General features: G+C 63.5%; 24 protein-coding genes. 12 read left to right on the top strand and 12 right to left on the bottom strand.

All coding sequences use genetic code 11. The annotated features are described in order from the left end of the window. Nucleotides 1-24: 24 nt before the first annotated feature. The 3 genes from X743_RS158585 to X743_RS158595 form a co-directional block, all read right to left on the bottom strand. Nucleotides 25-1,674: a thiamine pyrophosphate-binding protein gene (locus tag X743_RS158585; protein ID WP_023765171.1), complete on the bottom strand. Its 1,650-nt coding sequence runs from the start codon at nucleotides 1,672-1,674 to the stop codon at nucleotides 25-27. After that, nucleotides 1,671-2,846: a CaiB/BaiF CoA-transferase family protein gene (locus tag X743_RS158590; RefSeq protein WP_023765170.1), complete on the bottom strand. Its 1,176-nt coding sequence runs from the start codon at nucleotides 2,844-2,846 to the stop codon at nucleotides 1,671-1,673. The genes X743_RS158585 and X743_RS158590 overlap by 4 nt, the downstream gene beginning before the upstream one ends. A gap of 82 nt (nucleotides 2,847-2,928) precedes the next feature. Next, nucleotides 2,929-3,861: an alpha/beta hydrolase gene (locus X743_RS158595; RefSeq protein WP_023765169.1), complete on the bottom strand. Its 933-nt coding sequence runs from the start codon at nucleotides 3,859-3,861 to the stop codon at nucleotides 2,929-2,931. A gap of 188 nt (nucleotides 3,862-4,049) precedes the next feature. On the opposite strand from X743_RS158595, the gene X743_RS158600 reads away from it, so the two are divergent. Then, on the top strand, nucleotides 4,050-5,057 hold the full coding sequence (locus tag X743_RS158600) for a ribonuclease (protein ID WP_023765168.1): 1,008 nt from the start codon (nucleotides 4,050-4,052) through the stop codon (nucleotides 5,055-5,057). A gap of 46 nt (nucleotides 5,058-5,103) precedes the next feature. Here the strand turns inward: X743_RS158600 and X743_RS1000000173930 are convergent, their stop codons facing one another. After that, on the bottom strand, nucleotides 5,104-6,390 hold the full coding sequence (locus X743_RS1000000173930) for a GGDEF domain-containing protein (RefSeq protein WP_023765167.1): 1,287 nt from the start codon (nucleotides 6,388-6,390) through the stop codon (nucleotides 5,104-5,106). Between the two features lie 243 nt (nucleotides 6,391-6,633). On the opposite strand from X743_RS1000000173930, the gene ettA reads away from it, so the two are divergent. The 5 genes from ettA (at nucleotide 6,634) to X743_RS158630 (ending at nucleotide 10,918) form a co-directional block, all read left to right on the top strand. Then, the gene (ettA, locus tag X743_RS158610; protein WP_013894629.1) at nucleotides 6,634-8,283 is read left to right on the top strand and encodes an energy-dependent translational throttle protein EttA; all 1,650 of its coding nucleotides are present in this window, start codon (nucleotides 6,634-6,636) and stop codon (nucleotides 8,281-8,283) included. 62 nt (nucleotides 8,284-8,345) lie between these two features. Then, a complete protein-coding gene (locus tag X743_RS158615) occupies nucleotides 8,346-8,594 on the top strand; it encodes a DUF6290 family protein (protein WP_023765165.1) in 249 nt (82 codons plus the stop codon). Further along, entirely contained in the window at nucleotides 8,591-8,857 is a 267-nt protein-coding gene (locus X743_RS158620; protein ID WP_023765164.1) for a type II toxin-antitoxin system RelE/ParE family toxin, read from the top strand. Before X743_RS158615 ends, X743_RS158620 begins: the two co-directional genes overlap by 4 nt. Further along, nucleotides 8,854-9,648, top strand: a complete 795-nt coding sequence (tam, locus tag X743_RS158625) for a trans-aconitate 2-methyltransferase (protein ID WP_023765163.1) — start codon at nucleotides 8,854-8,856, stop codon at nucleotides 9,646-9,648. Before X743_RS158620 ends, tam begins: the two co-directional genes overlap by 4 nt. 148 nt (nucleotides 9,649-9,796) lie before the next feature. Further along, complete coding sequence (locus X743_RS158630) at nucleotides 9,797-10,918, top strand: beta-ketoacyl-ACP synthase III (protein ID WP_023765162.1); 1,122 nt, start codon at nucleotides 9,797-9,799, stop codon at nucleotides 10,916-10,918. A gap of 21 nt (nucleotides 10,919-10,939) precedes the next feature. Here the strand turns inward: X743_RS158630 and X743_RS01000000168850 are convergent, their stop codons facing one another. The 3 genes from X743_RS01000000168850 to X743_RS158640 all read right to left on the bottom strand — a co-directional run bounded on the left by X743_RS01000000168850 (nucleotide 10,940) and on the right by X743_RS158640 (nucleotide 12,450). After that, nucleotides 10,940-11,455, bottom strand: coding sequence for an isoprenylcysteine carboxylmethyltransferase family protein (locus tag X743_RS01000000168850; protein ID WP_245264198.1), 516 nt, complete (start codon nucleotides 11,453-11,455; stop codon nucleotides 10,940-10,942). Between the two features lie 154 nt (nucleotides 11,456-11,609). Beyond that, nucleotides 11,610-12,008 (bottom strand): glyoxalase/bleomycin resistance/extradiol dioxygenase family protein, encoded by a 399-nt coding sequence (locus tag X743_RS158635; protein WP_023765161.1) that lies wholly within the window; start codon nucleotides 12,006-12,008, stop codon nucleotides 11,610-11,612. Nucleotides 12,009-12,027: 19 nt separating this feature from the next. Then, nucleotides 12,028-12,450: a hypothetical protein gene (locus tag X743_RS158640; RefSeq protein ID WP_023765160.1), complete on the bottom strand. Its 423-nt coding sequence runs from the start codon at nucleotides 12,448-12,450 to the stop codon at nucleotides 12,028-12,030. A gap of 199 nt (nucleotides 12,451-12,649) precedes the next feature. Between X743_RS158640 and X743_RS158645 the strand changes: the two genes are divergently transcribed. Both X743_RS158645 and X743_RS158650 read left to right on the top strand, forming a co-directional pair. Continuing rightward, on the top strand, nucleotides 12,650-13,219 hold the full coding sequence (locus X743_RS158645) for a TetR/AcrR family transcriptional regulator (RefSeq protein WP_245264197.1): 570 nt from the start codon (nucleotides 12,650-12,652) through the stop codon (nucleotides 13,217-13,219). 4 nt (nucleotides 13,220-13,223) lie between these two features. After that, nucleotides 13,224-13,841, top strand: a complete 618-nt coding sequence (locus X743_RS158650; RefSeq protein WP_023765158.1) for an MOSC domain-containing protein — start codon at nucleotides 13,224-13,226, stop codon at nucleotides 13,839-13,841. Nucleotides 13,842-13,891: 50 nt separating this feature from the next. Here the strand turns inward: X743_RS158650 and X743_RS158655 are convergent, their stop codons facing one another. Both X743_RS158655 and X743_RS158660 read right to left on the bottom strand, forming a co-directional pair. Next, nucleotides 13,892-14,734, bottom strand: a complete 843-nt coding sequence (locus X743_RS158655) for an SDR family oxidoreductase (protein WP_023765157.1) — start codon at nucleotides 14,732-14,734, stop codon at nucleotides 13,892-13,894. A 132-nt stretch (nucleotides 14,735-14,866) separates the two neighbouring features. Next, nucleotides 14,867-15,829 (bottom strand): D-amino acid aminotransferase, encoded by a 963-nt coding sequence (locus X743_RS158660; RefSeq protein ID WP_023765156.1) that lies wholly within the window; start codon nucleotides 15,827-15,829, stop codon nucleotides 14,867-14,869. Nucleotides 15,830-15,988: 159 nt separating this feature from the next. Between X743_RS158660 and X743_RS158665 the strand changes: the two genes are divergently transcribed. After that, nucleotides 15,989-16,492 carry a hypothetical protein gene (locus tag X743_RS158665; protein ID WP_023765155.1) on the top strand — a complete coding sequence of 168 codons (504 nt, stop codon included), beginning with the start codon at nucleotides 15,989-15,991 and terminating at the stop codon, nucleotides 16,490-16,492. Nucleotides 16,493-16,498: 6 nt separating this feature from the next. Here X743_RS158665 and X743_RS158670 read toward each other — a convergent pair whose 3' ends face one another. Both X743_RS158670 and tsaA read right to left on the bottom strand, forming a co-directional pair. Further along, entirely contained in the window at nucleotides 16,499-16,813 is a 315-nt protein-coding gene (locus X743_RS158670; RefSeq protein ID WP_023765154.1) for a DUF2293 domain-containing protein, read from the bottom strand. After that, a complete protein-coding gene (gene tsaA / locus X743_RS158675) occupies nucleotides 16,810-17,349 on the bottom strand; it encodes a tRNA (N6-threonylcarbamoyladenosine(37)-N6)-methyltransferase TrmO (RefSeq protein WP_023765153.1) in 540 nt (179 codons plus the stop codon). Before tsaA ends, X743_RS158670 begins: the two co-directional genes overlap by 4 nt. 191 nt (nucleotides 17,350-17,540) lie before the next feature. Here tsaA and X743_RS158680 point away from each other — a divergent pair, with 191 nt between their 5' ends. Continuing rightward, nucleotides 17,541-18,563 (top strand): metalloregulator ArsR/SmtB family transcription factor, encoded by a 1,023-nt coding sequence (locus tag X743_RS158680; RefSeq protein WP_023765152.1) that lies wholly within the window; start codon nucleotides 17,541-17,543, stop codon nucleotides 18,561-18,563. Next, on the top strand, nucleotides 18,563-19,480 hold the full coding sequence (metF, locus tag X743_RS158685) for a methylenetetrahydrofolate reductase [NAD(P)H] (RefSeq protein ID WP_013894643.1): 918 nt from the start codon (nucleotides 18,563-18,565) through the stop codon (nucleotides 19,478-19,480). The genes X743_RS158680 and metF overlap by 1 nt, the downstream gene beginning before the upstream one ends. A 380-nt stretch (nucleotides 19,481-19,860) precedes the next feature. On the opposite strand, the gene X743_RS158690 is transcribed toward metF, so the two are convergent. Continuing rightward, nucleotides 19,861-20,778 carry a DMT family transporter gene (locus X743_RS158690; protein WP_023765151.1) on the bottom strand — a complete coding sequence of 306 codons (918 nt, stop codon included), beginning with the start codon at nucleotides 20,776-20,778 and terminating at the stop codon, nucleotides 19,861-19,863. Nucleotides 20,779-21,001: 223 nt separating this feature from the next. Here X743_RS158690 and X743_RS158695 point away from each other — a divergent pair, with 223 nt between their 5' ends. Continuing rightward, complete coding sequence (locus X743_RS158695) at nucleotides 21,002-22,222, top strand: alanine racemase (RefSeq protein WP_023765150.1); 1,221 nt, start codon at nucleotides 21,002-21,004, stop codon at nucleotides 22,220-22,222. Nucleotides 22,223-22,246: the final 24 nt, after the last annotated feature.

Genomic DNA, 22,246 nt, shown 5'->3' with positions numbered 1-22,246 from the left:
AGAGGCAGCAGGCTGCCTTTCGCCTTAGCTCTTGTCGCGGATCTGCGTCATTGTCCGGGTCGGCGTGATCGCCTCCGGATCGAGCCGGATTTCGACGATCGCCGGCTTGCCGCTGGCGCGGGCACGCTCGAAAGCGGCTGGGAAATCCGCCGTCCTCTCCACCGTCTCGCCATGGCCGCCATAGGCGCGGGCCAAGGCGGCGAAGTCGGGGTTCTTGAGATCGGTGGCGACCACCCGGCCGGGATATTCGCGCTCCTGGTGCATGCGGATGGTGCCGTAGATACCGTTGTTGACGACAACGACGACGATCGGCAGGTCGTACTGGACCGCGGTGGCGAATTCCTGTCCGTTCATCAGGAAGCAACCGTCGCCGGCAAAGGCGACGACGGTCCGGTCCGGGAACAGATCCTTGGCGGCGACGGCGGCCGGCGTGCCATAGCCCATCGAGCCCGATGTCGGCGCACCCTGAGTGGCGAAGCGGCGGAAGCGGTGGAAGCGATGCACCCAGGTGGCGTAATTGCCGGCGCCATTGGTGAGGATGGCGTCGTCGGGCAGCATCTTCTCCAGATAAGTCATGATCGGCCCCATCTGGACCGGGCCGGGGCCGCTCTCCGGCGGTGTCGACCAGTCGAGATAGGCGGCGTGCAGTTTGGCGGTCTCATCGGCCCAGGTCGGCGCCGCAGCCGGCTTGCGCTTGGCAAAGGCTTGGACGAAGGCGGAAGGCGATGCGTTGATCGCCAGTGTCGGCCGGTAGACGCGGCCGAGCTCGCCGGCATCGGCATGGACATGCACCAGTGTCTGGTCGGGGTAGGGGCTTTTCAGCAGCGTGTAGTCGGAGGATGGCATTTCGCCCATGCGGCCGCCGATCAGCAGCACGAGGTCGGCTTGCTTGATGGCGGTGGCCAGTTTCGGGTTGATGCCGATGCCGACATCGCCGGCATAGTTCGGATGCAGGTGATCGAACAGCATCTGGCGGCGGAAGGAGCAGCCAACCGGCAGCGACCACGCTTCGGCGATCGCGCGTATCCGTGCCACGGCCTCCGCGTCCCAGCGCGTTCCGCCGAGAATGACGAAGGGACGCTTGGCTTTGCCCAGCAGTATTTCCAGCGCGTCGAGTTCGGCTTCACCCGGCCGGGTTTCAACGGGCGTGTGCGGCAAGGCGATGGGCGCTTCGACGACGCTGGTCAGCATGTCCTCGGGCAGCGAGATGACCACGGGACCCGGACGGCCCGATGTCGCCACCGCGAAGGCGCGGGTGACGAATTCGGGGATGCGCGAGGCATCGTCGATCTCGACCACCCATTTGGCGATGTCGCCGAAGAACCTCTTGTAGTCCACCTCCTGGAACGCCTCGCGCTCCTTGGCATGGCTGGCGACCTGGCCGATGAACAGGATGAGTGGCACCGAATCCTGCATGGCGATGTGGATGCCGGCCGACGCGTTGGTGGCGCCCGGACCGCGGGTGACGAAGCAGATGCCTGGCTTGCCGGTCAGCCGGCCATGGCAGTCGGCCATCATCGCCGCACCGCCTTCCTGGCGGCAGACAATGGTGCGGATATTGGAATCATGCAGCGCGTCGAGCACCGCGAGATAGGATTCGCCCGGCACGCAATAGATGCGGTCGGTGCCGTTGGCTTCGAGCGCGTCGACGATGAGTTGTCCGCCGGTCTTCATTTTCCAGACCTCTCCAGTTCGGCAAGGATTTCTTGCGTGTGCTCGCCGAGGCGCGGCGAGGGGCGTTCATAGACGAGCGGTGTGCCGGACATCACCATCGGCGCGCGCACCGAAGGCAGGCGGTTGCCGTGACCGTCGTCGAGGTCGAGCCGCATGCCGCGCGCGATGGTCTGCGGGTCGGCGAACATCTGGCCGATCGTGTTGATCGGGCTCGCCGGCACGCTCGCCGCTTCCAGCTTGGCCAGCAGCGGGTCTCGATCCCGGCTTTTCAGCGCCTCGATCATGTGCTCGCGCAACTTGACCCGGTTGGCGACCCGCGCCGGATTGGTGGCGAAATCGGGGTTTGCGGGCAGCTCGTCCAGCCCGACGACCCCACAGAATTTGGCGAACTGGCCGTCATTGCCGACCGCCAGGATGATGTGGCCGTCCCGGACCGGCACCACCTCGTAAGGGGCGATGTTCATATGCGCATTGCCCATCTGCACCGGCGACTTGCCGGAGACGAGATAGTTGAGGTTCTGGTTGCCGAGCGCCGAGATCTGGGTGTCGAACAGCGCCATGTCGATGTGCTGGCCTTCGCCGGTCTGCTCAGCGTGGCGCAGGGCTGCCTGGATGGCGATGACGGAATAAAGGCCGGTGAAGATGTCGGAGATGGCGACGCCGGCCTTCTGCGGTTCGCGGCCGGCCTCGCCGGTTATCGACATCATGCCGGCCATGGCCTGGATGATGAAGTCGTAGCCGGCGCGTGGCGCATAAGGTCCGTCCTGGCCAAAGCCGGTGATCGAGCAATAGACGAGGCGCGGGTTTGTCTTGCGCAGGCTGTCATAGTCGAGCCCGTATTTCCTGAGCCCGCCGAGCTTGAAGTTCTCGATCAGCACGTCCGAGGTGGCGACCAGTCGGCGCACGGTCTCGGCACCTTCCGGTGTCGAAAAGTCGACGGCGATCGAACGCTTGCCGCGATTGCAGGAGTGGTAATAGGCGGCCGACAGGTTTTCGCCGTCATGGCTCATGACGAAGGGCGGTCCCCATTTGCGGGTGTCGTCGCCGCCATCGGGGCTTTCGACCTTGATGACGTCGGCGCCGAGATCGGCAAGCAACTGCCCGGCCCAGGGCCCGGCAAGGATGCGGGCGAGTTCGACGACGCGGACGCCTTTCAGGGGTGGTTCGGCCATAAATCACCAGAATTGGTCGGAACCGCAGCCTCTATCAACACCTTGTGCCGCTGTCACGGCCCTTGCGATGGGCCAAACCCTTTCAAGCCTTCAGCACGCCGTCGGCCCAGGCGGCGAAATCGTCCATAATGGCATCGCGGTTCACCTCGTTCAGGCTTTCGTGGCGCGTGTCGGCGTAAACCTTTGAAACGAGATTCGAAAAGCCCATCCTGCGCATGCGGTTGGCGAGATGGGTGACGCCCTTGCCGTAGTCGGAAGCCGGGTCCTTCTCGCCGCCGACAATGGCGACGGGAAGGTCGCGCCGGATACCGGCAAAGCCGGTATCCTTGCCGCCGTTCAGCGCCATCGAGACCACATCGCGCCACATCGAGATAGAGGCGTCCCAGCCACACAGTGGATCGGCGATGTATTTGGCCACCTCGGCCTCGTCACGCGACAGCCAGTCGAACAGCGTTCGGTGGTTGGGCACTGCCTTGCCCCAGGCCTGGAAGGTGAGTTTCGGCAGCAGGCGCGACGGGACGTCGGAGCCCAGCCGCATCCGTTCCCAGGCGAGGATGCCGAGTGCCAGCTGCCCAAGCAGCCCTTGCGAAAAATTGCCGTTCCAGATCGCGGCGGCGTGGACGCGCGGCGAATGGGCCAAAAGGTAGTTCAGCGCCACGGACGCGCCCATCGAGTGGCCGAAGAGGAAGACCGGAAGGCTAGGGCATTCGACGGCGATGAGATCGTGGATCGCGTCGACATCGGCGATCACCTTGGAAGGTCCGTCCTTGTCGGCGAATCTGCCGAGCGGCGCGTCGGGTGCCCTGGTCGCGCCGTGGCCGCGATGGTCGTGGACATAGACATGGAAACCGCGCTCGGCGAGGAAGTCGGCGAAACGGGCATAGCGCGCGGCATGCTCGGCCAGCCCGTGATTGATTTGGATGACTGCCCGTGGCCGGCCATCGGCCTGCCTGACCAGGAGATTGAGGTCGGCGCCGGTCGGCGAACGAACCAAGCGCTGTTGGCTGAATGGCATGGCCGCCCGGTCCCCCACCCGTGTCCTGTCTGTTACAGGACTTTGTTTGCGCCGGTGCCGGTTTTGCGTCAATCCGCCTTGCGTGCTTTCACACGACGATGTTTCTTGCGTTTGGCCAGCAAAATATCGCAATTCTGACATGGAGACAGCTTCAGTCTGTCGCCCACTCCTTCAGCCGGGGATTTCTCATGCGCATTGGTGTCGTTTTCGGATTGGCCTTGCTGGCGGCATCACTGACTGGTGCCGCGCGTGCCGACGTCAAGATGAGCGGCACCTTCGTCGCCGATGCCTCCTGTCCGGCGACACAGGCCATCAAGAACGGCAAGAACCCCGGCAACGTGTCTACCGATGCCGGAAAGGGCTACCAGTTGCTTGCCGGCAACAAGGACACGCCAACGCACTACCTCATCCAGGTGCCGGGCGCCGATCCGGAGCGCCGGTGGGTGAAGGTTTCCTGCGGTCACCTCTCGGGCAGCAGTGCCGCAACAACGCCGGCAGCACCGGGCGGGCAAGGCAAGCCTGCCGCTTCCGGAAAGCCCGAATATGTCTTCGCTTTGAGCTGGCAGCCGGCGTTTTGCGAGACCAAGTCGAACAAGACCGAATGCAGGGCGCAGAGCCCGGGCGAATTCGACGCCACCAATTTCACCCTGCACGGCCTGTGGCCGCAGCCAAACGGCAATTTCTATTGCCAGGTGCCGGCAAGCGACAAGGCCAATGACAATCCGGGTCACTGGAAGGATCTTCCGCCTGTCAATCTGGACGCCGGCACGCGCGCGGAGCTCAACAAGGTCATGCCGGGCACGGCTTCCCAACTCGAGCGACATGAATGGATCAAGCACGGCACCTGCTACGGCAAAACCCAGCAGGAGTATTTTTCCGACGCCCTCGGCCTGATGCGCGCGGTCAACAGTTCGCCGGTGCGCGATCTGTTTGCCAAGAGCATCGGCGGCAAGCTGACGGCGGACCAGATCCGCGGTGCCTTCGACACCGCGTTCGGCGCTGGGGCGGGGGACCGCGTGCGTGTCTCCTGCGTCATCGATCCGTCGAGCGGCAGGCGGCTGATCGGCGAACTGACGCTCGGCCTTGCCGGCCCGATCGGCCCGAACAGCTCGCTCAAGGATTTGCTGCTGGCCTCGGTGCCGACCAACAAGGCCGGTTGCCCGACCGGCACCGTCGACGCGATCGGGTTCCAGTGACGGGCTGTCGCCGCGCCTGCCGCAGCGAAAGGCGTAACAAACAGAGCTAGATCTGCGCGGATTTGGTCCAGGCGACCGCGGTGTCGGGCTCATGGCCGCCCGGCTCGCCGACGATGCGGTCGCGCCCGGTGGACTTCGCCTTGTAGAGGCGCTGGTCGGCGAGGGCGAACAGGTCGGCAAGACAGCGGGTCGTCTCGCCGACGCTGGAAACACCGGCGCTGACGGTCAGTTCGAAGCGGCTGGCGGCCGCCGATGCCTTGACGGCATGACGGATGCTTTCGCCAAACAGTCGGGCGACCGCATGCGGACGCGAGCTCAGGATGGCGAATTCCTCGCCGCCGATCCGGAACACCTGGTCCTCGGCGCTGGTCGCCTCGCGAAGCAAGGTCGCCAGCGCTTTCAGCACCTTGTCGCCCTCGGCGTGGCCGAAGCGGTCGTTGATCGACTTGAAATGGTCGACATCGATGATCAGCAGGCTGAGCGGCCTGGCGGTGCGCAAGCTGACCTCGACGGCGGCCTCGCCATCGGCGTCGAAGCGCCCGCGGTGCAGCAGGCCGGTCAGGCCGTCGCGGCCGACATGCTCGACCAGCGCTTCATAGCGTTCGCGATAGGTCAGCGTGTCGAAAATGTCGGTCAATCCACGCGGAACCGAAATCTCCCGGGCCTCGAACCATCTGAGGTAGGCGACGAGCATGGCGCTGAAGGTCAGCGCCGCCGCCATCTTGGCGAACCAGCCGCCGAAGAAGACCGCGATCGGCGCGCCGGCGACGAAATGCAAAGCGGTGAAGAAGCCCGCCTGGTCGAAGGTCAGCACGCAGGCGACGCAAATCAGGATGCGCGCGAACTGCGCCTTGCGCAGGGTGCGTCCAAGCTTTTCATAGAGCAGGATGATCAGGATGGCGTCGATGAACAGCAGCGTCGTGCCCCACACCATCAGCCAGCCCATCTCGTCGATGAAGCCGATATCGGGCAGCTTGCCGTCGGGGAGCGGTGCGATGGCGTGCAGACGCAAGAGCAGCACCAGCCCGATCATCAGCCCATTGCCGAGCAAGAGGCCGTAGATCGGCTGGCGCACGGTGGCGGCGTCCTCCTTCATGTAGAGCAGGAGCAGCATCACCAGCTTGCCCGAAAACAGCACGGCCGAGCCCGGCGAGACCATTCCAAACGGCAAGGCGACGTAAAAGACGCTGGCGAGGTAGGTCTCGAGGAAATGCATGACGCCGAGCGCGCAGACGAAGACGCCAAGGCCAATGCGCTTGCGGAACCGGAAAAGCGTCACCATGACGCTGAAGTAGACGACCGCCTCGGCAAGGAGCAGGAAACTGTTCAGCACTGCCGTTCGATCCGATCTCTTTCCCGAAATCGCGGCGAGCCGGCGATTCCACCGCTCCTGTTTTGACGCCGAACGGTTAACCGGAGATTTCAGCGCGACCGGTGGCGGTGGAAAACTTCTCCCTTTCCGCGTGTGGCTTGCCTGATGTGGCAAAAGGATTGCCGTTCGGCCCGGCATCGCCTACATAGCGGCCAACCTCCATTCAATTCGACAAATCCATTCAGTTTTTCAGGGAAAGCGCGCGTGGCACGCCAGTTCATCTATCACATGGCCGGCCTCAACAAGGCCTACGGCACCAAGAAGGTGCTCGAGAATGTTCATCTGTCCTTCTATCCGGATGCCAAGATCGGCATTCTGGGCCCCAACGGCGCCGGCAAGTCGACGATCCTCAAGATCATGGCCGGCATCGACAAGGAGTGGAGCGGCGAGGCGTGGCTCGCCGAAGGCGCCACCGTCGGTTACCTGGCGCAGGAGCCGGCGCTCGACCCGAAGAAGACGGTGTTCGAGAACATCATGGAAGGCGTCGCCGCCAAGACCGCCATCATCGAACGCTACAACGAATTGATGATGAACTATTCCGACGAGACGGCCGACGAGTCGGCCAAGCTCCAGGACGAGATGGACCGGCTGAACCTGTGGGATCTCGAACAGCAGGTCGAAATGGCCATGGAAGCGCTGGGCTGCCCGCCCAAGGATTCCGAAGTCACCAAGCTTTCGGGCGGCGAGCGCCGCCGCGTCGCGCTCTGCCAGTTGCTGCTGCGCCAGCCCGATCTTCTGCTGCTCGACGAACCGACCAACCATCTCGACGCCGAAACCACGGCGTGGCTGGAAAAGCATCTGCGCGCCTATCCGGGCGCCGTGATGATCATCACCCACGATCGTTACTTCCTCGACAATGTCACCGGTTGGATCCTCGAACTCGATCGCGGCCGCGGCATTCCCTATGAGGGCAATTACACCAAATATCTCGAAGCCAAGGCCAAGCGCCTCAAGCAGGAAGGCCGCGAGGACGACGCCCGCCAGCGCGCCATCGGCCGCGAGCGCGAGTGGATCCAGTCGAGCCCGAAGGCTCGCCAGACCAAGTCCAAGGCGCGTATCCAGGCCTTCCAGGACCTGTTGGATGCAGCCGACAAGCGGCGGCCGAGCGATACCCAGATCGTCATCCCGCACGGTGAGCGGCTCGGCAATGTGGTGATCGAGGTCGACGGCCTGTCCAAGGGCTTTGGCGACACGCTGCTGATCGACGGACTGGAATTCAAGCTGCCGCCAGGCGGCATCGTCGGTGTCATCGGCCCGAACGGCGCCGGCAAGACGACGCTGTTCCGCATGATCACCGGCCAGGAAAAGCCCGATGCCGGCACGATCCGCGTCGGCGAGACGGTCAAGCTCGGCTATGTCGACCAGAGCCGCGACGCTCTCGATCCGTCGAAGACCGTCTGGGAAGAAATTTCGGGTGGCGCCGAAGTGGTCAAGCTCGGCAAGTTCGAGGCCAACACCCGCGCCTATTGCGCGTCGTTCAACTTCCGTGGCGGCGACCAGCAGCAGAAGGTCGGCAACCTCTCCGGCGGCCAGCGCAACCGCGTGCACCTGGCCAAGATGCTGAAGACAGGCGGCAATGTGCTGCTGCTCGACGAACCGACCAACGATCTCGATACGGAAACGCTGGCGGCGCTCGAAGACGCGCTGGAAAATTTCGGCGGCTGCGCGGTCATCATCTCGCACGATCGCATGTTCCTCGACCGTCTGGCGACGCACATCCTCGCCTTCGAGGGCGACAGCCATGTCGAATGGTTCGAAGGCAATTTCGAGGATTACGAGCAGGACAAGATCCGCCGGCTCGGGCCCGAAGCCGTCAACCCGCACCGCATGACGTATAAGAGGCTGACGCGGTAAGGGGGCTGGAGATCGTTGCGGGGGATCGTCGTTTGACCTAAATTGGGCTGACGGAGCTTTCCATGATCACAGTCAAACTGCCGCCAAAGACCGAGAAGCTTCTGGCCGACATGGCCAAGGCCAGCGGTCGAACAGCCGATCAGGTCGCAGTCGATGCGATCCTTGAGGCTATTGAGGATTGGCAGGACGCCAAGATCGCGAACGAACGCCTGAAAGATGATGACGGTGTTCGCATTCCGCTGAAGGAGATGATCAGCAAGCTTGAACGTCGTGAAGTCGAGGAGCGCAGGAAGAAGCCTGCCGCTGAATGACTTGGCGCGTCGAGTTCACCCGGCGCGCCGAGAAAGACATCGAGCAGCTTTCGACGAAAGATCAACGGCGCATCCTGGAGTTCTTGAATCAGAGAGTTTCAGCGCATCCCAATCCGAGGGCGCTTGCCAAGCGCCTGACAGCGACCAAGGAAGAGGCTTGGCGCTTTCGCGTCGGTGACTACAGGATCATTGCTCAGTTCCATGACAGCAGACTTGTCGTCCTGGTGGTGGAAGTAGGTAACCGTCGCGAGGTCTATCGATGAACCATACCGCCGCTTCACAAAAGCCCGACTGGTCCGCCACCCAATATCTGAAATTCGAGGATGAGCGCACGCGGCCCGCGCGGGATCTGGTTGCGCAAGTGCCGGTTGACTTCCCACGCCGGGTCATCGATATCGGCTGCGGGCCGGGCAACTCGACCGAATTGCTGGTCGAGCGCTGGCCGGATGCCGAGGTGCGCGGCTTCGACAGCTCTCCCGACATGATCGAAAAGGCGAGGGCGCGCCTGCCCAACGTGACGTTCGATCTGGCCGATGCCGCGACATGGAAGCCGGCCGAGCCGGTCAACGTCATCTTCGCCAATGCGGTGTTCCAGTGGTTGCCCACGCATCCGGCGGTGTTCCAAGGACTGATGGGTTTTCTGGCGCCCGGCGGCGCGCTTGCTGTGCAGATGCCCGACAATATGGGCGAGGATTCGCATCGTCTGATGCGGGAAACCGCCGCTGAAGTGCCGTTTGCGGCAAAGATAGGAAACGCGGCGCGTGCGCCGCTGCCGCCGGTGTCGTTCTATTACGACCTTTTATCGCCGCACTCCGATCGGCTCGATATCTGGCACACCGTCTACAACCATCCGCTGGCCGATGCCGAGGCGATCGTCGAATGGGTGAAGTCGACCGGGCTGAAGCCGTTCCTCGATCCACTTGAGGCGGACGAGCGCAAGATGTTCCTCGATAGTTACACGGCCAAGATCGCCAAGGCCTATCCGAAGACCGCGAATGGCAAGGTGCTGCTGCGCTTCCCGCGCATCTTCATCGTCGCCAAGCGGGCCGGCTAGGGCTATCCGTAGACCAACACCAAATTGTGGGCCTGTGAAATCGAGCCGGTTTAAGCCGGCGTAAACCCGCCGATGAGAAAAGGGTTGCGCCGAAGCGCTTCGGCGCCCACATGAAGCCGCAACGCCTGCGGATGGGACGGACTGAAATATGCATCGCGTCATCATCAGCGGCATCGGCGCTGAAATCCCTGAAGCTGTCATCACGAATGAAGAGCTGGTCGAGAGCTTCAACAGCTGGGTCGATACGGAGAACGCGCGGCGCGAGCGCACCGGCGAGACCTTGCTGCAGAAATCCGACAGCGATTTCATCGTCCATGCCTCCGGCGTGCGCTCCCGTCATGTGATCGAGCGCGAAGGCATCCTAGATCCGACCCGCATGACGCCGCGCATTCCGGCACGTCCGGACGATGCGCTGTCGCTGGAGGCCGAGTTCGGCATTGCCTCGGCCAGGAAGGCACTCGACCATGCCGGGCTGCAGCCATCCGACATCGACCTGATCATCTGTTCGGCCTCGCATCACCAGCGGCCCTATCCGGCGATCGCCATCGAAATGCAGGAGGCCCTGGGTACGAAGGGCGCCGGCTTCGACATGGGGCTTGGCTGTTCGTCCGCCGCGGCGGCGCTTCACATGGCCGTCAATCTGGTGCGCTCGGGCGCGCACAAGTGCATCCTGGTGACCACGCCGGAAATCATCACCGGCCATCTCAATTTCCGCGACCGGCAGACGCACTTCATCTTCGGTGACGCCTCGGTGTCGATGGTGGTGGAGGGGCTTGCCCAAGGCGAGAAGCGGCCGGGACGCTTCGAGGTGCTCGACACCCGCATCTGGACGCAGATGTCGAACAACATCCGCACCAATCTGGGCTATCACACCCGCACCGCCCAGGACGATCCCTACATGATCAACCTGGAAGGCAATTTGATCAAGCAGGTCGGCAACAAGGTGTTCAAGGAAGTCACCGTCGCCGGGCAAAAGTTCATCGTCGAATTCCTGGCCGAGCACGGGCTGACGCCGCAGGCGATCAGGCGCTTCTGGCTGCACCAGGCCAATGCGCGCATGAACGCGATGATTTTGAAGCTGTCCTTCGGCCACGATGTCGATCACGATCGTGCGCCGATGGTGCTGGAGCGGCTGGGCAATACGGCGGGCGCCGGCGCCATCGTGGCGTTGTCGGAGAACCATGCCGACATGAAGCCCGGTGATTTCGGCCTGATCTGCGCGTTTGGCGCGGGCTATTCGATAGGCGGCGCGCTGATCAGGATGCTCTGACGTCTGGGGCGCTCCGCCGCGTCAGGCTGGCGCGAAGGGCACCAGCATCGGCACTCGCCCGGCGTAATCGTCATAGGCGGTTCCGAGTTCTGTGCGCAGGAAACGCTCCTCCAGCTTGGCCTTCATGACGATGCCGAGGGTCAAAAGGATGGCGCCGACCATGCCCCAGACGGTGCCTTTCGTCGCCATGGTGGCCAGGATTCCCAGGAGCAGTCCGGTGTAGATCGGGTGGCGAACGAGGCCGTAAGGCCCGGTGTCGATGACGCGGTGCTCGGCCTTGGCGGTGACCGTTCCCGACCACAGCCGGCCAAGATGCAGCCGCGCCCACCATGAGAAGGTGAGGCCGATTGCGATCAGCGCGACACAGATCCAGGCCACGGCAAGGTTGGGAAACCACATGCGAAAATGGCCGACATAGTTATGCGCCGGAATGAACAGCAGGATCGTGCCGAGTATCAGCACCGCGCGGTACGGCGCCTCCGCCTGAAAGCCGGCGCGCTTCATTGCCGGGCGGCCCAGAACGCCGCGGCGGCCCACGATACCGCCCAGATCAACCAAAGCAGCGCGATTGCCGTGCCGGGGCGCATCACGAACCTCCGTCAAATTATCTGGACGTTACCATGAGACCGGCTCGGCGCGGCAGCAATGCGGCGCTGGGTCCATTTCCAGTAAGAAGATCGTGATTCCGTCCTCATTCACCCGAACAGCTGAACATCCACTGCACGCCAAAGGCGTCGACCAGCATGCCGAAAAAGGTTCCCCAATATTGCCTTGCCAGGGGCACGGTGATCCGTCCGCCTACGGCCATGCGGGCGAACAGCTCCCGCATGGCGGCCAGGTCTTCGAACTCCAGCATTATTGCGGAGCCCCTCATTGGCTCCGCATCGTCATTGTCGGAAGCATGGAACAGCACACCCGGACCTTCAAACCGCGCATGCAGGATTTTTCCGCGCATCGCCTCGGTCCGCACCGGCATGTCGTTGTCGCCCCAGCGCAGCAGGATCGTCCCCCGGCCAAGACCGCATTGTTCGTAGAAGGCCAATGCCGGTTCGCAGCCGGTGGTGAAGAACAGCGAAGGGGAGAGCCGCATCCTTGTCGCTCCTGCCAGGTCACTGCGCGGCGGCGGCGGCGGCTGCAATGAGCGTGTCGCCTGAATATTGCCTGTCACCAATGCCCCAGCCGCCGTCGGGCGCATTGACGATGTTGATCCAGGTGTTTTCAGGTCTGTGGTCCGGCACGCAGAGCTCGGCCACAATCGCGGCGGCAGCGGAGATGAAGTCCTTGCGGGCTTCGACCGAGGCCAGGCCGATGTTCGGCAATTTCAGCTCGACCATGACGACCGGCCGATTGGCGCCACCGGCATAGATGTGGTGAGGCTGCAAAATGTGGACCGTGCCGCCGACGATCGCAGTGAAGAAGGAATTGCCGGTGGCACCGGAGGCTTCGATGAGGGCGGCGCTGAGGCGCGGCAGGATTTGGCGCTCTCCGGCCGGGGTCAGTACGCCTTCGGGGGCGATCACGGTGATTGGCATTTGGGCTCTCCTTTATCCTCGGGTTGCAGGGCCTTGCCGGTCGGGTTGTCTTCACGGCTTGCCATGTTTCGTATCGATTGGTACGTTATGCGTCGGAGATGAGTCAATAGGTTTCGTATCGATCACTATGGATAATTTGGAAAAGCCGCGCGGGGGCAGGCCGCGTGCGTTCAATCCCGATCAGGCACTGGATGCGGCGATGCACCTGTTCTGGGAGCATGGCTACGAGGCGACGTCGCTGGCCATGCTGCGCGAGGCTATGGGGCTGACGCCGCCGCAGATCTACAACGCCTTCACCGACAAAGAGACCTTGTTCCGCAGGGCGCTGACGCGCTACCACCAGACCGAGATCGGCTTTGCGCTGGATGCGCTGAGCGCGCCGGTGCCGACGCGGGAGGCGATCAGGCGGTTGCTGCTTGGCGCGGCGGAGGCCTATTCCAGGCCCGGCAAACCCGGCGGATGCCTGTTCGTCAGCGGTGCGTTGGCGGCCTCGCCGCAGGCGCAAGCCATTGCGGATGAACTCAAGGCCTATCGCAAGGCGAGCGAAGCGGCGATCGCGGAACGATTGGCCAAGGGCAGGGCGACGGGCGACTTTCCTGAAGCTCTCTTGGTCGAGGGCTTTGCCAAATACCTCGCCGGTGTCATGAACGGCATGTCGATCCAGGCGCGGGATGGCGCGTCGGTCGAAGAGTTGCGTATTTTGGCCCAAACCGCTCTTGCGGCTCTGCCGGCCGAAGGGCAAAACCAGGGCGCGTCATCCAAGGACTGAAGCCATGCTGGATCTCTTCCCCGAGGCCGAAAAGCCGGTCGAAATCATCCCGGCAAAGAAGCTTTCCGCACACGCGGCCGCTCTCTATGTCGCGCCGTCAGATCATTTCGAGACGCGTCCAGTGGAGGAGCTGCGGCTGGGCTTCGACGGCATATCGGGTGATTTCCACGCAGGCGCGACGCGACGCTCGGGCGGCCGCGAGCCCTGGTATCCACGCGGCACCGAAATGCGCAACGAACGGCAGTTGTCGATCGTGGCCGGGGACGAACTCGCCATCGTCGCCGAACGGATGGGCTTGGCCCAGATCAAGCCGGAATGGATCGGCGCCAATCTGGTGATCGAAGGCGTGCCGCATCTGTCGATGCTGCCGGCCGGCACGCTGCTGTTCTTCAAGGGCGGCGTGACCCTCAAGGTCGACGCACAGAACGGACCATGCCGCATCGCCGGCCGGTCGATCGCCGAACATGCCGGGATGGCCGACATCGAAGCCGGTGCGCTGTTGTTCCCGAAGGCGGCCAAGCGCCTGCGCGGTGTGGTCGCCTGGGTGGAAAAGCCCGGGACGATCAGGGCCGGCGAAGAGATTTCGGCGCGGGTGCCGGAGCAGTGGATCTATCCCACCTAGATCGGGAACGGTGCGGCTGCGCAGCCCTTGGCCGCCCAGCCGAGGCCCTGTCAGGCAGCCTTGCGGTTCTTCTTGGCGCCTTGCGCCATGATGGAAACCTCATCCCACTTTTCCCAGGTGGCGAGGCGGTTGGCGTATTCCTGGCGGATCATCGGCAGGCCGCCGTCGCCGAAGAATACCCTGAGCGGCGGCTCGGCGGCGTCGACGATGGCCAGCATCGCCGGGCCTGTCGCCTCGGGATCGCCGGCGACCGAGTTGGCGCGGCGCTCGGCCATCCTCGCGCGGGCGGGCGCATAGGCTTCGATCGCCTGGGAGACCTTGGCCGACGGGCCGGCCCAGTCGGTGGAAAAACCACCCGGCTCGACCAGCGTGACATGGATGCCGAATTCCGCGACCTCGATGCTCAGCGATTGGCTGAAGGCTTCCAGTGCCCATTTCGACGCGTGGTAAAGGCCGAGCGAGGCAAAGGCGTTGACGCCGCCGATCGACGAGATCTGGATGATGTGGCCGGACCGCTGCGCCCGCATGATCGGCAGTGCGGCCTGCGTGACCCAGAGCGCGCCGAACACGTTGGTTTCGATCTGGTCGCGAGCTTCCTGCACGCTGACTTCCTCGATGGCGCCGAAATGGCCGTAGCCGGCGTTGTTGATGACGACGTCAAGCCGGCCAAAGCGCTTGTGCGCTTCGGCAATCGCGGCATCGACGGCTTTCTTGTCGGTGACATCGAGCTTTATCGCAGCGATGTTGTCGCCATATTCCTCGACGAGATCGGCGAGCGTGCCGGCATCGCGGGCCGTAGCGGCAACGCGGTCGCCACGTGCCAACGCGGCCTCGGCCCAGACGCGGCCAAAGCCCTTCGACGATCCGGTGATGAACCAAACCTTGTTTGTCATGATGTGGAATCCTTGCCCCTGCGGGCGCAATTTTCTGATGAAAGCGGAGGCTTCTCCGCTTTCGGGCATATACGGCCTATCCCGCGATTTTCCAGAGGCGAGGGGGAACTTTTTTGAATGAGACGTCTGGCGTCAGCGATAATTCACCGCACTCGACCACGCCGGATCGTCGTGCTTTTGCCAATAGAGCGCCATCAGCCGGCTGGTGACCGGTCCGACTTTGCCGCCGGCGATCGCTGCGCCGTCGATCTCCGTCACCGGCATGATGCCGCCGGCGGTCGAGGTGATGAAGACCTCGTCGGCTTCGCGCAGCGCGGCGACGCTGACATCGGCGGCCGTCGCGGCAAGGCCTGACTCGGCACAGAGATCGAATACGGTGCGCCTCGTTATGCCCGGCAACACGCCGATGGCCGGCGTCGACAATTTGCCGTCCTTGACGCAGAAGACGTTGAAGCCCGGGCCTTCGGCGACGTTGCCGTTGAAGTCGAGAACCAATGCGGTCTCTGCGCCGCGGTCATAGGCATCGTAGAGGCCGCGCACCAGGTCGAGCCAGTGGTAATTCTTGATCGCTGGGTCGATCGAGACCGGCGGAATGCGCACCTTGTCGCTGATGGCGACGCGCAGGCCGCGCCGCAACTGCTCGGCATTGGCGACGGAGCCGAACGGCACGGCGAACGCCATGAAGCGGTTGATCGCCTGGCGCGGGTCGCGGCTGAAGCTCGGCGAGGCGCCGCGCGTGCACAGCATTTCGACATAGGCGGCGCGATGGCCCGACAAGGCCACGCAATCGTGCAGGATCTCGGCCACGCCGTCGCGGTCGAAGGGTATCGTCATGCGCAGTTTTTCCAGCCCGCCGAAGAAACGGTCGAGATGCAGATCAAGGCGAAAGAAGCGGCCGTCCCAGACATGCACGGTGTCATAGGTGGCGTCGGAATGCAGGAACCCCCAGTCCAGCACCGATATCTTGGCTTGCGACATCGGCAGGTACTGGCCGTCGAGGTAGGCGATGCCGTCCGGATAGGAATGCGGGTCAACGTGATGCTCGCTGACCGCGGGCAGCGGCTTCGAATTCTCTATTGCCGTGGTCTGGCTCATCAGGGCCTCCTGTCGCGTAAGGCGGGGTATCCGCAGGCTATCGGCCCCGGTCAGAAGGCATAGAGCCAGCCGCCCGGCGCTGTTCGTCCTCCCAGGGGACGTGGCCGATACATCAGGCTGGAATTGCCTTATGGTCGGGTGCTGAGATGGAGGGGGAAAATGAACAGGCTTGAGATCGTTGTTGCGGCTTTGTCGATTTTCGCCGCAGCCGGCGAAGCCAGCGCGCAGTGCGTGAAAGAGGGCGACGAGTTCTGCCAAAGTGGCCAGAGCTATCGCTGCGAGAAGACGGGCAGCGAACTGACGCCGATCTTCCAGAACCTGCCTTGCGCGGCGAGCGTGCCGGCGCCGACGCTGACCGGCACCTGGGTCGGCAGCGGCCACCAGAGTCCGGCGGGCGACGCCGGCGCCGACTGGTCGATCGCCATGACGATTGGCGATGGCAGCGGGTCGATCGACTATCCCTCGCTCGGCTGCGGCGGATCATTGGCCCAAACCTCCAGCGGCTCGGCGGAGTTCCACGAGAGCATCACCTACGGTCAGGACAAGTGCATCGACGGCGGCGACATCACCGTCCGGTTTTTCAAGGCAAAACTGTCCTGGACATGGGTCGGCCACGCCGATGGCCGGCCGTACAATGCCGTCGCCGTGCTGACGCGCCAATAGCCGGTCTCATTCGTCCTCGTCGTCGGCGTCAAGCAGGCGGGTGGCGCGCCAGCGGGTCAGCACCACGTTGGTCTGCTCGATGACGAAGAAACGCGCCGAGTCGCGGTCATAGCCGTCGGCGAGCAGTTTTTCGTAATCGGTGTGCATATGGCGGATATGGGCAATCGCCGCCAGCCACACCGCGATCGTCGGCGGCAAGGTTTTCATATGCACCGAGCCGGCATCCGTGCGGATCTTCTCCATGTCGGCGTAGGGCGCCAGCGGCAGAAGCGCTGTCAGCGCCTTGGCGATCGCGCGGCGGCGGCCTGTCGGCGCGGTCATCGCCGACTCCGATCGGATTCCTCTCGCCCCTCAACGGTCGCCTCGGCAATGGCATCGGTCGAGGCGAAGTAAGGCTTGATGTCGATAACCGGCGTGCCGTCGAGCACGTCGATGGCGTCGAGATCGACGCGCCCGGTGGCGATGTCGAGTCCCACGAGCCGCGCCACATGCAGGCCGACCGGGTTCGGGCGGGCAGGGGAGCGCAGGCCGAATACGCCTTTGGCTTCAGCCGCATGGCGCGGTTTCTGCACGATTAGATTCCGCGGCGCGTGATGCAGCCAGGACAGGATAACGACGTGGCTGGACCGCTCCAGGCCGCGCAGGCCTTCGCGGTAGGGCGCATCGATGGTGAGCATGGCGGGCTGTCCGGTCTCACGGGCAGCGCGCATGTTCTTCGGGCAGCTTTCCCGCGTCGTCCATGGCGAGGTGATGCGGCCGATGAAGATGACGCCGGCATCGGGCGGCATTGTTGCCGGATCATGGTCCAGCCTCCGCTCGCCTTCGCGTGCCTCGAACATCTCACGCGGTCCGGTCATTTTACCCATCTCTTGCTGGTGCATGTCATTGCCCCAAAACCGTTGCGCACTTTTGGGAGATATGCGCCGGGAAATCACGCATGCGGCATTTTCTTGTCCGGAAGCGACATAGCGCTTGCAAGGTTTTGAAAATCGACATAAACATATGTTTATATCTTTTTCAAAGTGAATAGGCTGAAAAGAATACGCTGATGCACGTCTCGCTCGACACCATGGTGGACACATTGAAGGCGGCGGCCGAATCCAGCCGCCTGCGCATACTGGCATTGTTGTCGCGCGGCGACCTCACGGTTTCCGATCTTACCGAAATTCTCGGCCAGTCGCAGCCGCGTGTCTCCCGGCACCTGAAGCTGTTGCTGGAGGCAGGGCTGATCGGCCGCTACCAGGAAGGCTCGTGGGCCTTCTTCCGGCTGTCGGATGCCGATTCCGCGCGTGACTTCGTCATGGGGCTGGTTTCCGGCATTCGCGGCGCCGATCCGCAAGTCGAGCGCGATCTGGAACGGCTGGCCTCGGTCAAGCGCAAGCGGCAGGACCGCGCCACCGAGTATTTTTCGGTGAACGCGGCGAGCTGGGACCATATCCGTTCGCTGCACGTGCCGGACCGCGCCGTCGAGGCCGCCATGCTGAAGCTGGTCGGCAAGCGGCCGTTCCAGTCGATGCTCGATCTCGGCACCGGCACCGGGCGGCTGCTCGAAATCTTCTCGCAGCTCTACCGGCGCGGCATCGGCATCGACATGTCGCGCGAGATGCTGACCGTGGCGCGCGCCAACCTCGACAAGGCCGGCGTTTCGAATGCGCAGGTGCGGCAGGGCGACATCTTTTCGCCGCCGGTCGAGCGCGACGCCTTCGATCTCGTCACCATCCATCAGGTGCTGCATTACCTCGACGATCCGGCCCGCGCCATCCATGAGGCGGCGCGGCTGTTGCGGCCGGCGGGCAGGCTGGTCATCGTCGACTTTGCACCGCACACGCTGGAGTTCCTGCGCGAAGAGCATGCCCACATGCGGCTCGGCTTCTCCGACCGGCAGATCGGCGAGTGGTTTGCCGAGGCCGGCCTCGACGTCGAGGACGCCCAAGAGTTCGAGCCGCGCGGCGGCAACGAGGCCAGGCTCACGGTAAAACTCTGGCTTGGCCGCGACCGTCGCCTGCTGATTGCCGATCCCGCCAATGACAGCCAGCAGACCAAAATGACCTCGATAGGGGAAATCGCCTGATGAACCAGTTCCGTTTTTCCCGCCGCCCCGACATTGGCGACAAGGTCCGGGTTTCGTTCGAATTCTTCCCGCCGAAGTCCGACGAGATGGAGGCAAGGCTGTGGGACACGGTCACGCGGCTGGAGCCGCTGAAGCCGAAATTCGTCTCGGTGACCTACGGCGCAGGCGGTTCGACGCGTGAGCGGACCGCGCGCACCATCAGCCGCATCCTGCAGGAAACAAGCCTGACGCCGGCTGCGCACATGACCTGCGTGGATGCCGCCCGCCATGAGGTCGATGCGGTCATCCAGGAATTCGCCGATATGGGCGTGAAGCGCTTCGTCGCCTTGCGCGGCGATCCGGCCGCGGGCGTCGGCACCGCTTACCGTCCGCATGCGGACGGCTATGCCAACGGGGCTGAGCTGGTCGGGGCGCTGAAGAGCGCCGGCGACTTCGACATTTCGGTCTCGGCCTATCCGGAAAAGCATCCGGAAAGCCCTGACTTTGCCACCGACATCGACATGCTGAAGCGCAAGGTCGACAATGGCGCGACGCGGGCGATCACCCAGTTCTTCTTCGACAACGATCTCTACGAACGCTATGTCGAGCGCGCGCGCCGCGCCGGCATCTACATCCCGATCGTTCCCGGGATCTTGCCAGTGCACAATTTTACCCAGGTCGCCAATTTCTCGGCGCGCTGCGGTGCGCTGGTGCCGGCATGGCTGGCCGAGCGTTTCGACGGCTTGCAGAACGACCCGCAGACGCATGCGCTGGTGGCGTCAGCCGTGGCCGCCGAACAGGTGCTGGACCTGGTCGAGCGCGGGGTGGGCGACTTCCACTTCTACACCATGAATCGGGCCGACCTGGTGTTCGCGATCTGCCACATGATCGGCATCCGTTCGCACGAGGCTGAGGTGGCGGGTTCGGCCGCAGCATAGGCACGCTGAATAGCAAAAGGCCGGGTAAAAACCCGGCCTTTCGAATTGTCTGGACTATTTGGTGCTGGTCTTCCCCGGTTGGCGGGTTCAGGGAAGGACGCCCATAATGAGGGCGCCGATGAAAGCAAACGCAGCACAGATCATCAATGCGTTGATTGGCCTCGTAAGTCCCATGACATAGCCTCCTCTTAAAGAGCTATGAGTGGGAGTCTAGGTTCATTTGTGCCACAGGCAAGCGGAAAATGTGCTGCATTGCGACGTGATTGTGGAATTTGCGACCCCGGTTTTGCCGTTAGGCTTTGAAACTCCTGCGCAAAAACCCGCTTCAGGCCTGTGAATAAATTGTGGCGACGGCGTGTCGTTGCTGTGTCATGGCAGCGCTACCTTTTGACAAATAGCCGCCCATCGATGGTGACAAGGCCAAGCGCGATCAGCACCACGCCGCCGATCTCGAACAGTTCCAGCCGTTCGCCGAGGAACATGAAACCGAGCAGCATGGCGCTGGCCGGCACGATGAGCGTGACCAGCGAGGCGTTGGTCGCCCCGGCCGAGGCGACGAGATTGAAATAGAGGATGTAGGCGAAGGCGGTGGACAGCAGCGCCAGCGCAAAGACGGCCGTCCATACCGGCGGCGAGGCCGAGAACAGGCCGGCCGGGCCATGGGCGAAGAGCACGATCGGGATCATGATGATGGTCGAGGCGGTCATCTGTCCGGTGGCGATGACCGGCGAGGGCACGCCCTTGAAGCGGCGTGCGACCATCAGGGCGACGCCATAGGATAGCGAAGCGCCGATCAGCGCGAATTTGGCCCAGACCGGGCCGCCGAGCCCGGCGAGCAGGCCCGGTCCGATCATCACCGCGGTGCCGGCAACGCCAAGCGCAATGCCGGCAAGCTTGTTCCAGGAGAGCTTCTCGTCCGATGTCAGCGCATTGGCGAGGATCAGCGTCCAGAACGGCGTGGTGGCATTGAGCACCGAGGCGACACCGGCGCCAAGCTTCGTCTGGCCGGCAAAGATTAGCGAGAAGGGGATGACGTTGTTGGTGAAGGCCAGCAGGAAGAACAGGCCGGCGTGAGGCAGGGCGAGGCGGAAGGAGGGGCCGCGCAGGCCGAGATAAAGCTGCAGCGCGATCGCGGCGATGGCGACGCGAAACAGCACCAGCACCAGCGGGTGAAGTTCCGCCACCGCTATGCGGGCGAAGAAGAACGAGCCGCCCCAGATCGCACCGAGCAGCAGCAATTGCCCCCAGTCGGTGAGCGTCATCGGTCCGCGTGGCTGTGCTGTCGCGGCCATTGCCATGTGAATCATCCTCCCCCAAGACGGGCTGAAATGCCGGTTTGAATCCCGACCGGTCAGGCAGATGGCATATCGGGTTCGGCGGCAAGGGCCACCCGAAACCTGATCGATGGCAAACGCTGCCCCAAAACTAGAGTCGCTGCGCCGGGCGCACGAGACACAGAATTGTTTTCATTGGCCGCTAGCTTGGATTAATTGTGCGCAGGCCGAAGTCGAGGATTCGTCAATGCAGCGATTCGAGAATGCCCGCGAGGCGGCCCTGGCGCTTCGCCCGGACGATCCGGTCTATTGCTTCCGCCCGCAGGTGCTCAAGGCAGACGCCAGGCAGTTCATGGGCATGTTTCCCGGCAAGACCGCCTATGCGGTCAAGACCAATGGCGAGCAGATCGTGCTGAAGACCCTGGTCGAGGCTGGTGTCACTGCCTTCGACGTCGCTTCGCCGGGCGAATTCGCCGCCGTGCGCACCGTCTCGCCCGATGCCGAGATGCTTTATATGCACCCGGTCAAGGCGCAGTCGGACATCAAGCTGGCGCTCGAGAAATACGCCATCCGCGTCATCTCCCTCGACCACGAGGACGAGATCACCAAGCTGACACGCGTGGTGCGGGCGCTCGATATCGATCCGGGTGCGATCAGCGTGTTCGTGCGCATCCAGACGAAAGGATCGGCTGCTTACGAATTGTCGAAGAAGTTCGGCGCTGGACCGGCTTATGCGGTCGAACTCGCAGAGCGGCTGAACCGCACCGGCTACAAGGTTGGGCTTTGCTTCCACGTCGGCAGCCAGATCGAGGACCCCGACACCTATGAGCGGGCGCTGGCCTCGGCCGACTGGGTGCGCAACCGGCTGACCTTCGATATTGCCGGGTTGGATGTCGGCGGCGGCTTTCCCGCTGAATACGGGCACGATCCCAACCGCAAGCAGATCGAGATGCCGTCGCTCGGCCAGATCATGTCGCGGCTTTCCGGCGACCTGAAGGAGTACCAGTTCGATCAGATTCCATTGGTGGCTGAGCCGGGCAGGGTGATCGTGGCGCGCTGCCTGTCGCTGATCGTGCGGGTGCTGTTGCGCAAGGGCAAGCGGCTCTACATCAATGACGGCATCTGGGCTTCGCTGTCTGATTCATGGACCGGCAAGATCACGCTGCCGGCCCGCTTCATCCCCGATCCGGCGATCCGTTCGCGCAATGGCGAGGAAAAGAACATTGTGCCGTTCAAGGTCTGCGGCGCGACCTGCGATTCCGTCGACATCCTGTCCCGGCCGTTCTGGCTGCCGGAAACCGTCGACACCGGCGACTGGATCGAGATCGGCCATATCGGCGCCTATTCGCTGTCGCTAAGGACCCGCTTCAACGGGTTCTATCCCGACACCTTCGTCGAGGTGGCGACGCCGTTCGACGAGGGCGACGCGCCGCAGGGCTTCGCCAGTTTGGAGACGATGGCGGATTAGCGAATAGGGAATAGTGAATAGCGA

This window comes from Mesorhizobium sp. LNHC232B00 (assembly GCF_000502435.1).
Taxonomy (GTDB): Bacteria; Pseudomonadota; Alphaproteobacteria; order Rhizobiales; family Rhizobiaceae; genus Mesorhizobium; species Mesorhizobium opportunistum.
This window is presented reverse-complemented; position numbering and strand designations above follow the sequence as displayed.

Coding starts and splice junctions, on each gene's coding strand:
- X743_RS158640 (WP_023765160.1), bottom strand. CDS start 12,450: ATGCCAATCACCGTGATCGCCCCCGAAGGCGTACTGACCCCGGCCGGA.
- tsaA (WP_023765153.1), bottom strand. CDS start 17,349: ATGACCGGACCGCGTGAGATGTTCGAGGCACGCGAAGGCGAGCGGAGG.
- X743_RS158670 (WP_023765154.1), bottom strand. CDS start 16,813: ATGACCGCGCCGACAGGCCGCCGCCGCGCGATCGCCAAGGCGCTGACA.
- X743_RS158635 (WP_023765161.1), bottom strand. CDS start 12,008: ATGCGGCTCTCCCCTTCGCTGTTCTTCACCACCGGCTGCGAACCGGCA.
- metF (WP_013894643.1), top strand. CDS start 18,563: ATGAACCAGTTCCGTTTTTCCCGCCGCCCCGACATTGGCGACAAGGTC.
- X743_RS158600 (WP_023765168.1), top strand. CDS start 4,050: ATGCGCATTGGTGTCGTTTTCGGATTGGCCTTGCTGGCGGCATCACTG.
- X743_RS158660 (WP_023765156.1), bottom strand. CDS start 15,829: ATGAGCCAGACCACGGCAATAGAGAATTCGAAGCCGCTGCCCGCGGTC.
- X743_RS158655 (WP_023765157.1), bottom strand. CDS start 14,734: ATGACAAACAAGGTTTGGTTCATCACCGGATCGTCGAAGGGCTTTGGC.
- X743_RS158615 (WP_023765165.1), top strand. CDS start 8,346: ATGATCACAGTCAAACTGCCGCCAAAGACCGAGAAGCTTCTGGCCGAC.
- X743_RS158650 (WP_023765158.1), top strand. CDS start 13,224: ATGCTGGATCTCTTCCCCGAGGCCGAAAAGCCGGTCGAAATCATCCCG.
- X743_RS158680 (WP_023765152.1), top strand. CDS start 17,541: ATGCACGTCTCGCTCGACACCATGGTGGACACATTGAAGGCGGCGGCC.
- X743_RS158695 (WP_023765150.1), top strand. CDS start 21,002: ATGCAGCGATTCGAGAATGCCCGCGAGGCGGCCCTGGCGCTTCGCCCG.
- X743_RS158645 (WP_245264197.1), top strand. CDS start 12,650: ATGCACCTGTTCTGGGAGCATGGCTACGAGGCGACGTCGCTGGCCATG.
- X743_RS158690 (WP_023765151.1), bottom strand. CDS start 20,778: ATGGCAATGGCCGCGACAGCACAGCCACGCGGACCGATGACGCTCACC.
- tam (WP_023765163.1), top strand. CDS start 8,854: ATGAACCATACCGCCGCTTCACAAAAGCCCGACTGGTCCGCCACCCAA.
- X743_RS158595 (WP_023765169.1), bottom strand. CDS start 3,861: ATGCCATTCAGCCAACAGCGCTTGGTTCGTTCGCCGACCGGCGCCGAC.
- X743_RS158620 (WP_023765164.1), top strand. CDS start 8,591: ATGACTTGGCGCGTCGAGTTCACCCGGCGCGCCGAGAAAGACATCGAG.
- X743_RS158585 (WP_023765171.1), bottom strand. CDS start 1,674: ATGAAGACCGGCGGACAACTCATCGTCGACGCGCTCGAAGCCAACGGC.
- X743_RS158665 (WP_023765155.1), top strand. CDS start 15,989: ATGAACAGGCTTGAGATCGTTGTTGCGGCTTTGTCGATTTTCGCCGCA.
- X743_RS158630 (WP_023765162.1), top strand. CDS start 9,797: ATGCATCGCGTCATCATCAGCGGCATCGGCGCTGAAATCCCTGAAGCT.
- X743_RS158590 (WP_023765170.1), bottom strand. CDS start 2,846: ATGGCCGAACCACCCCTGAAAGGCGTCCGCGTCGTCGAACTCGCCCGC.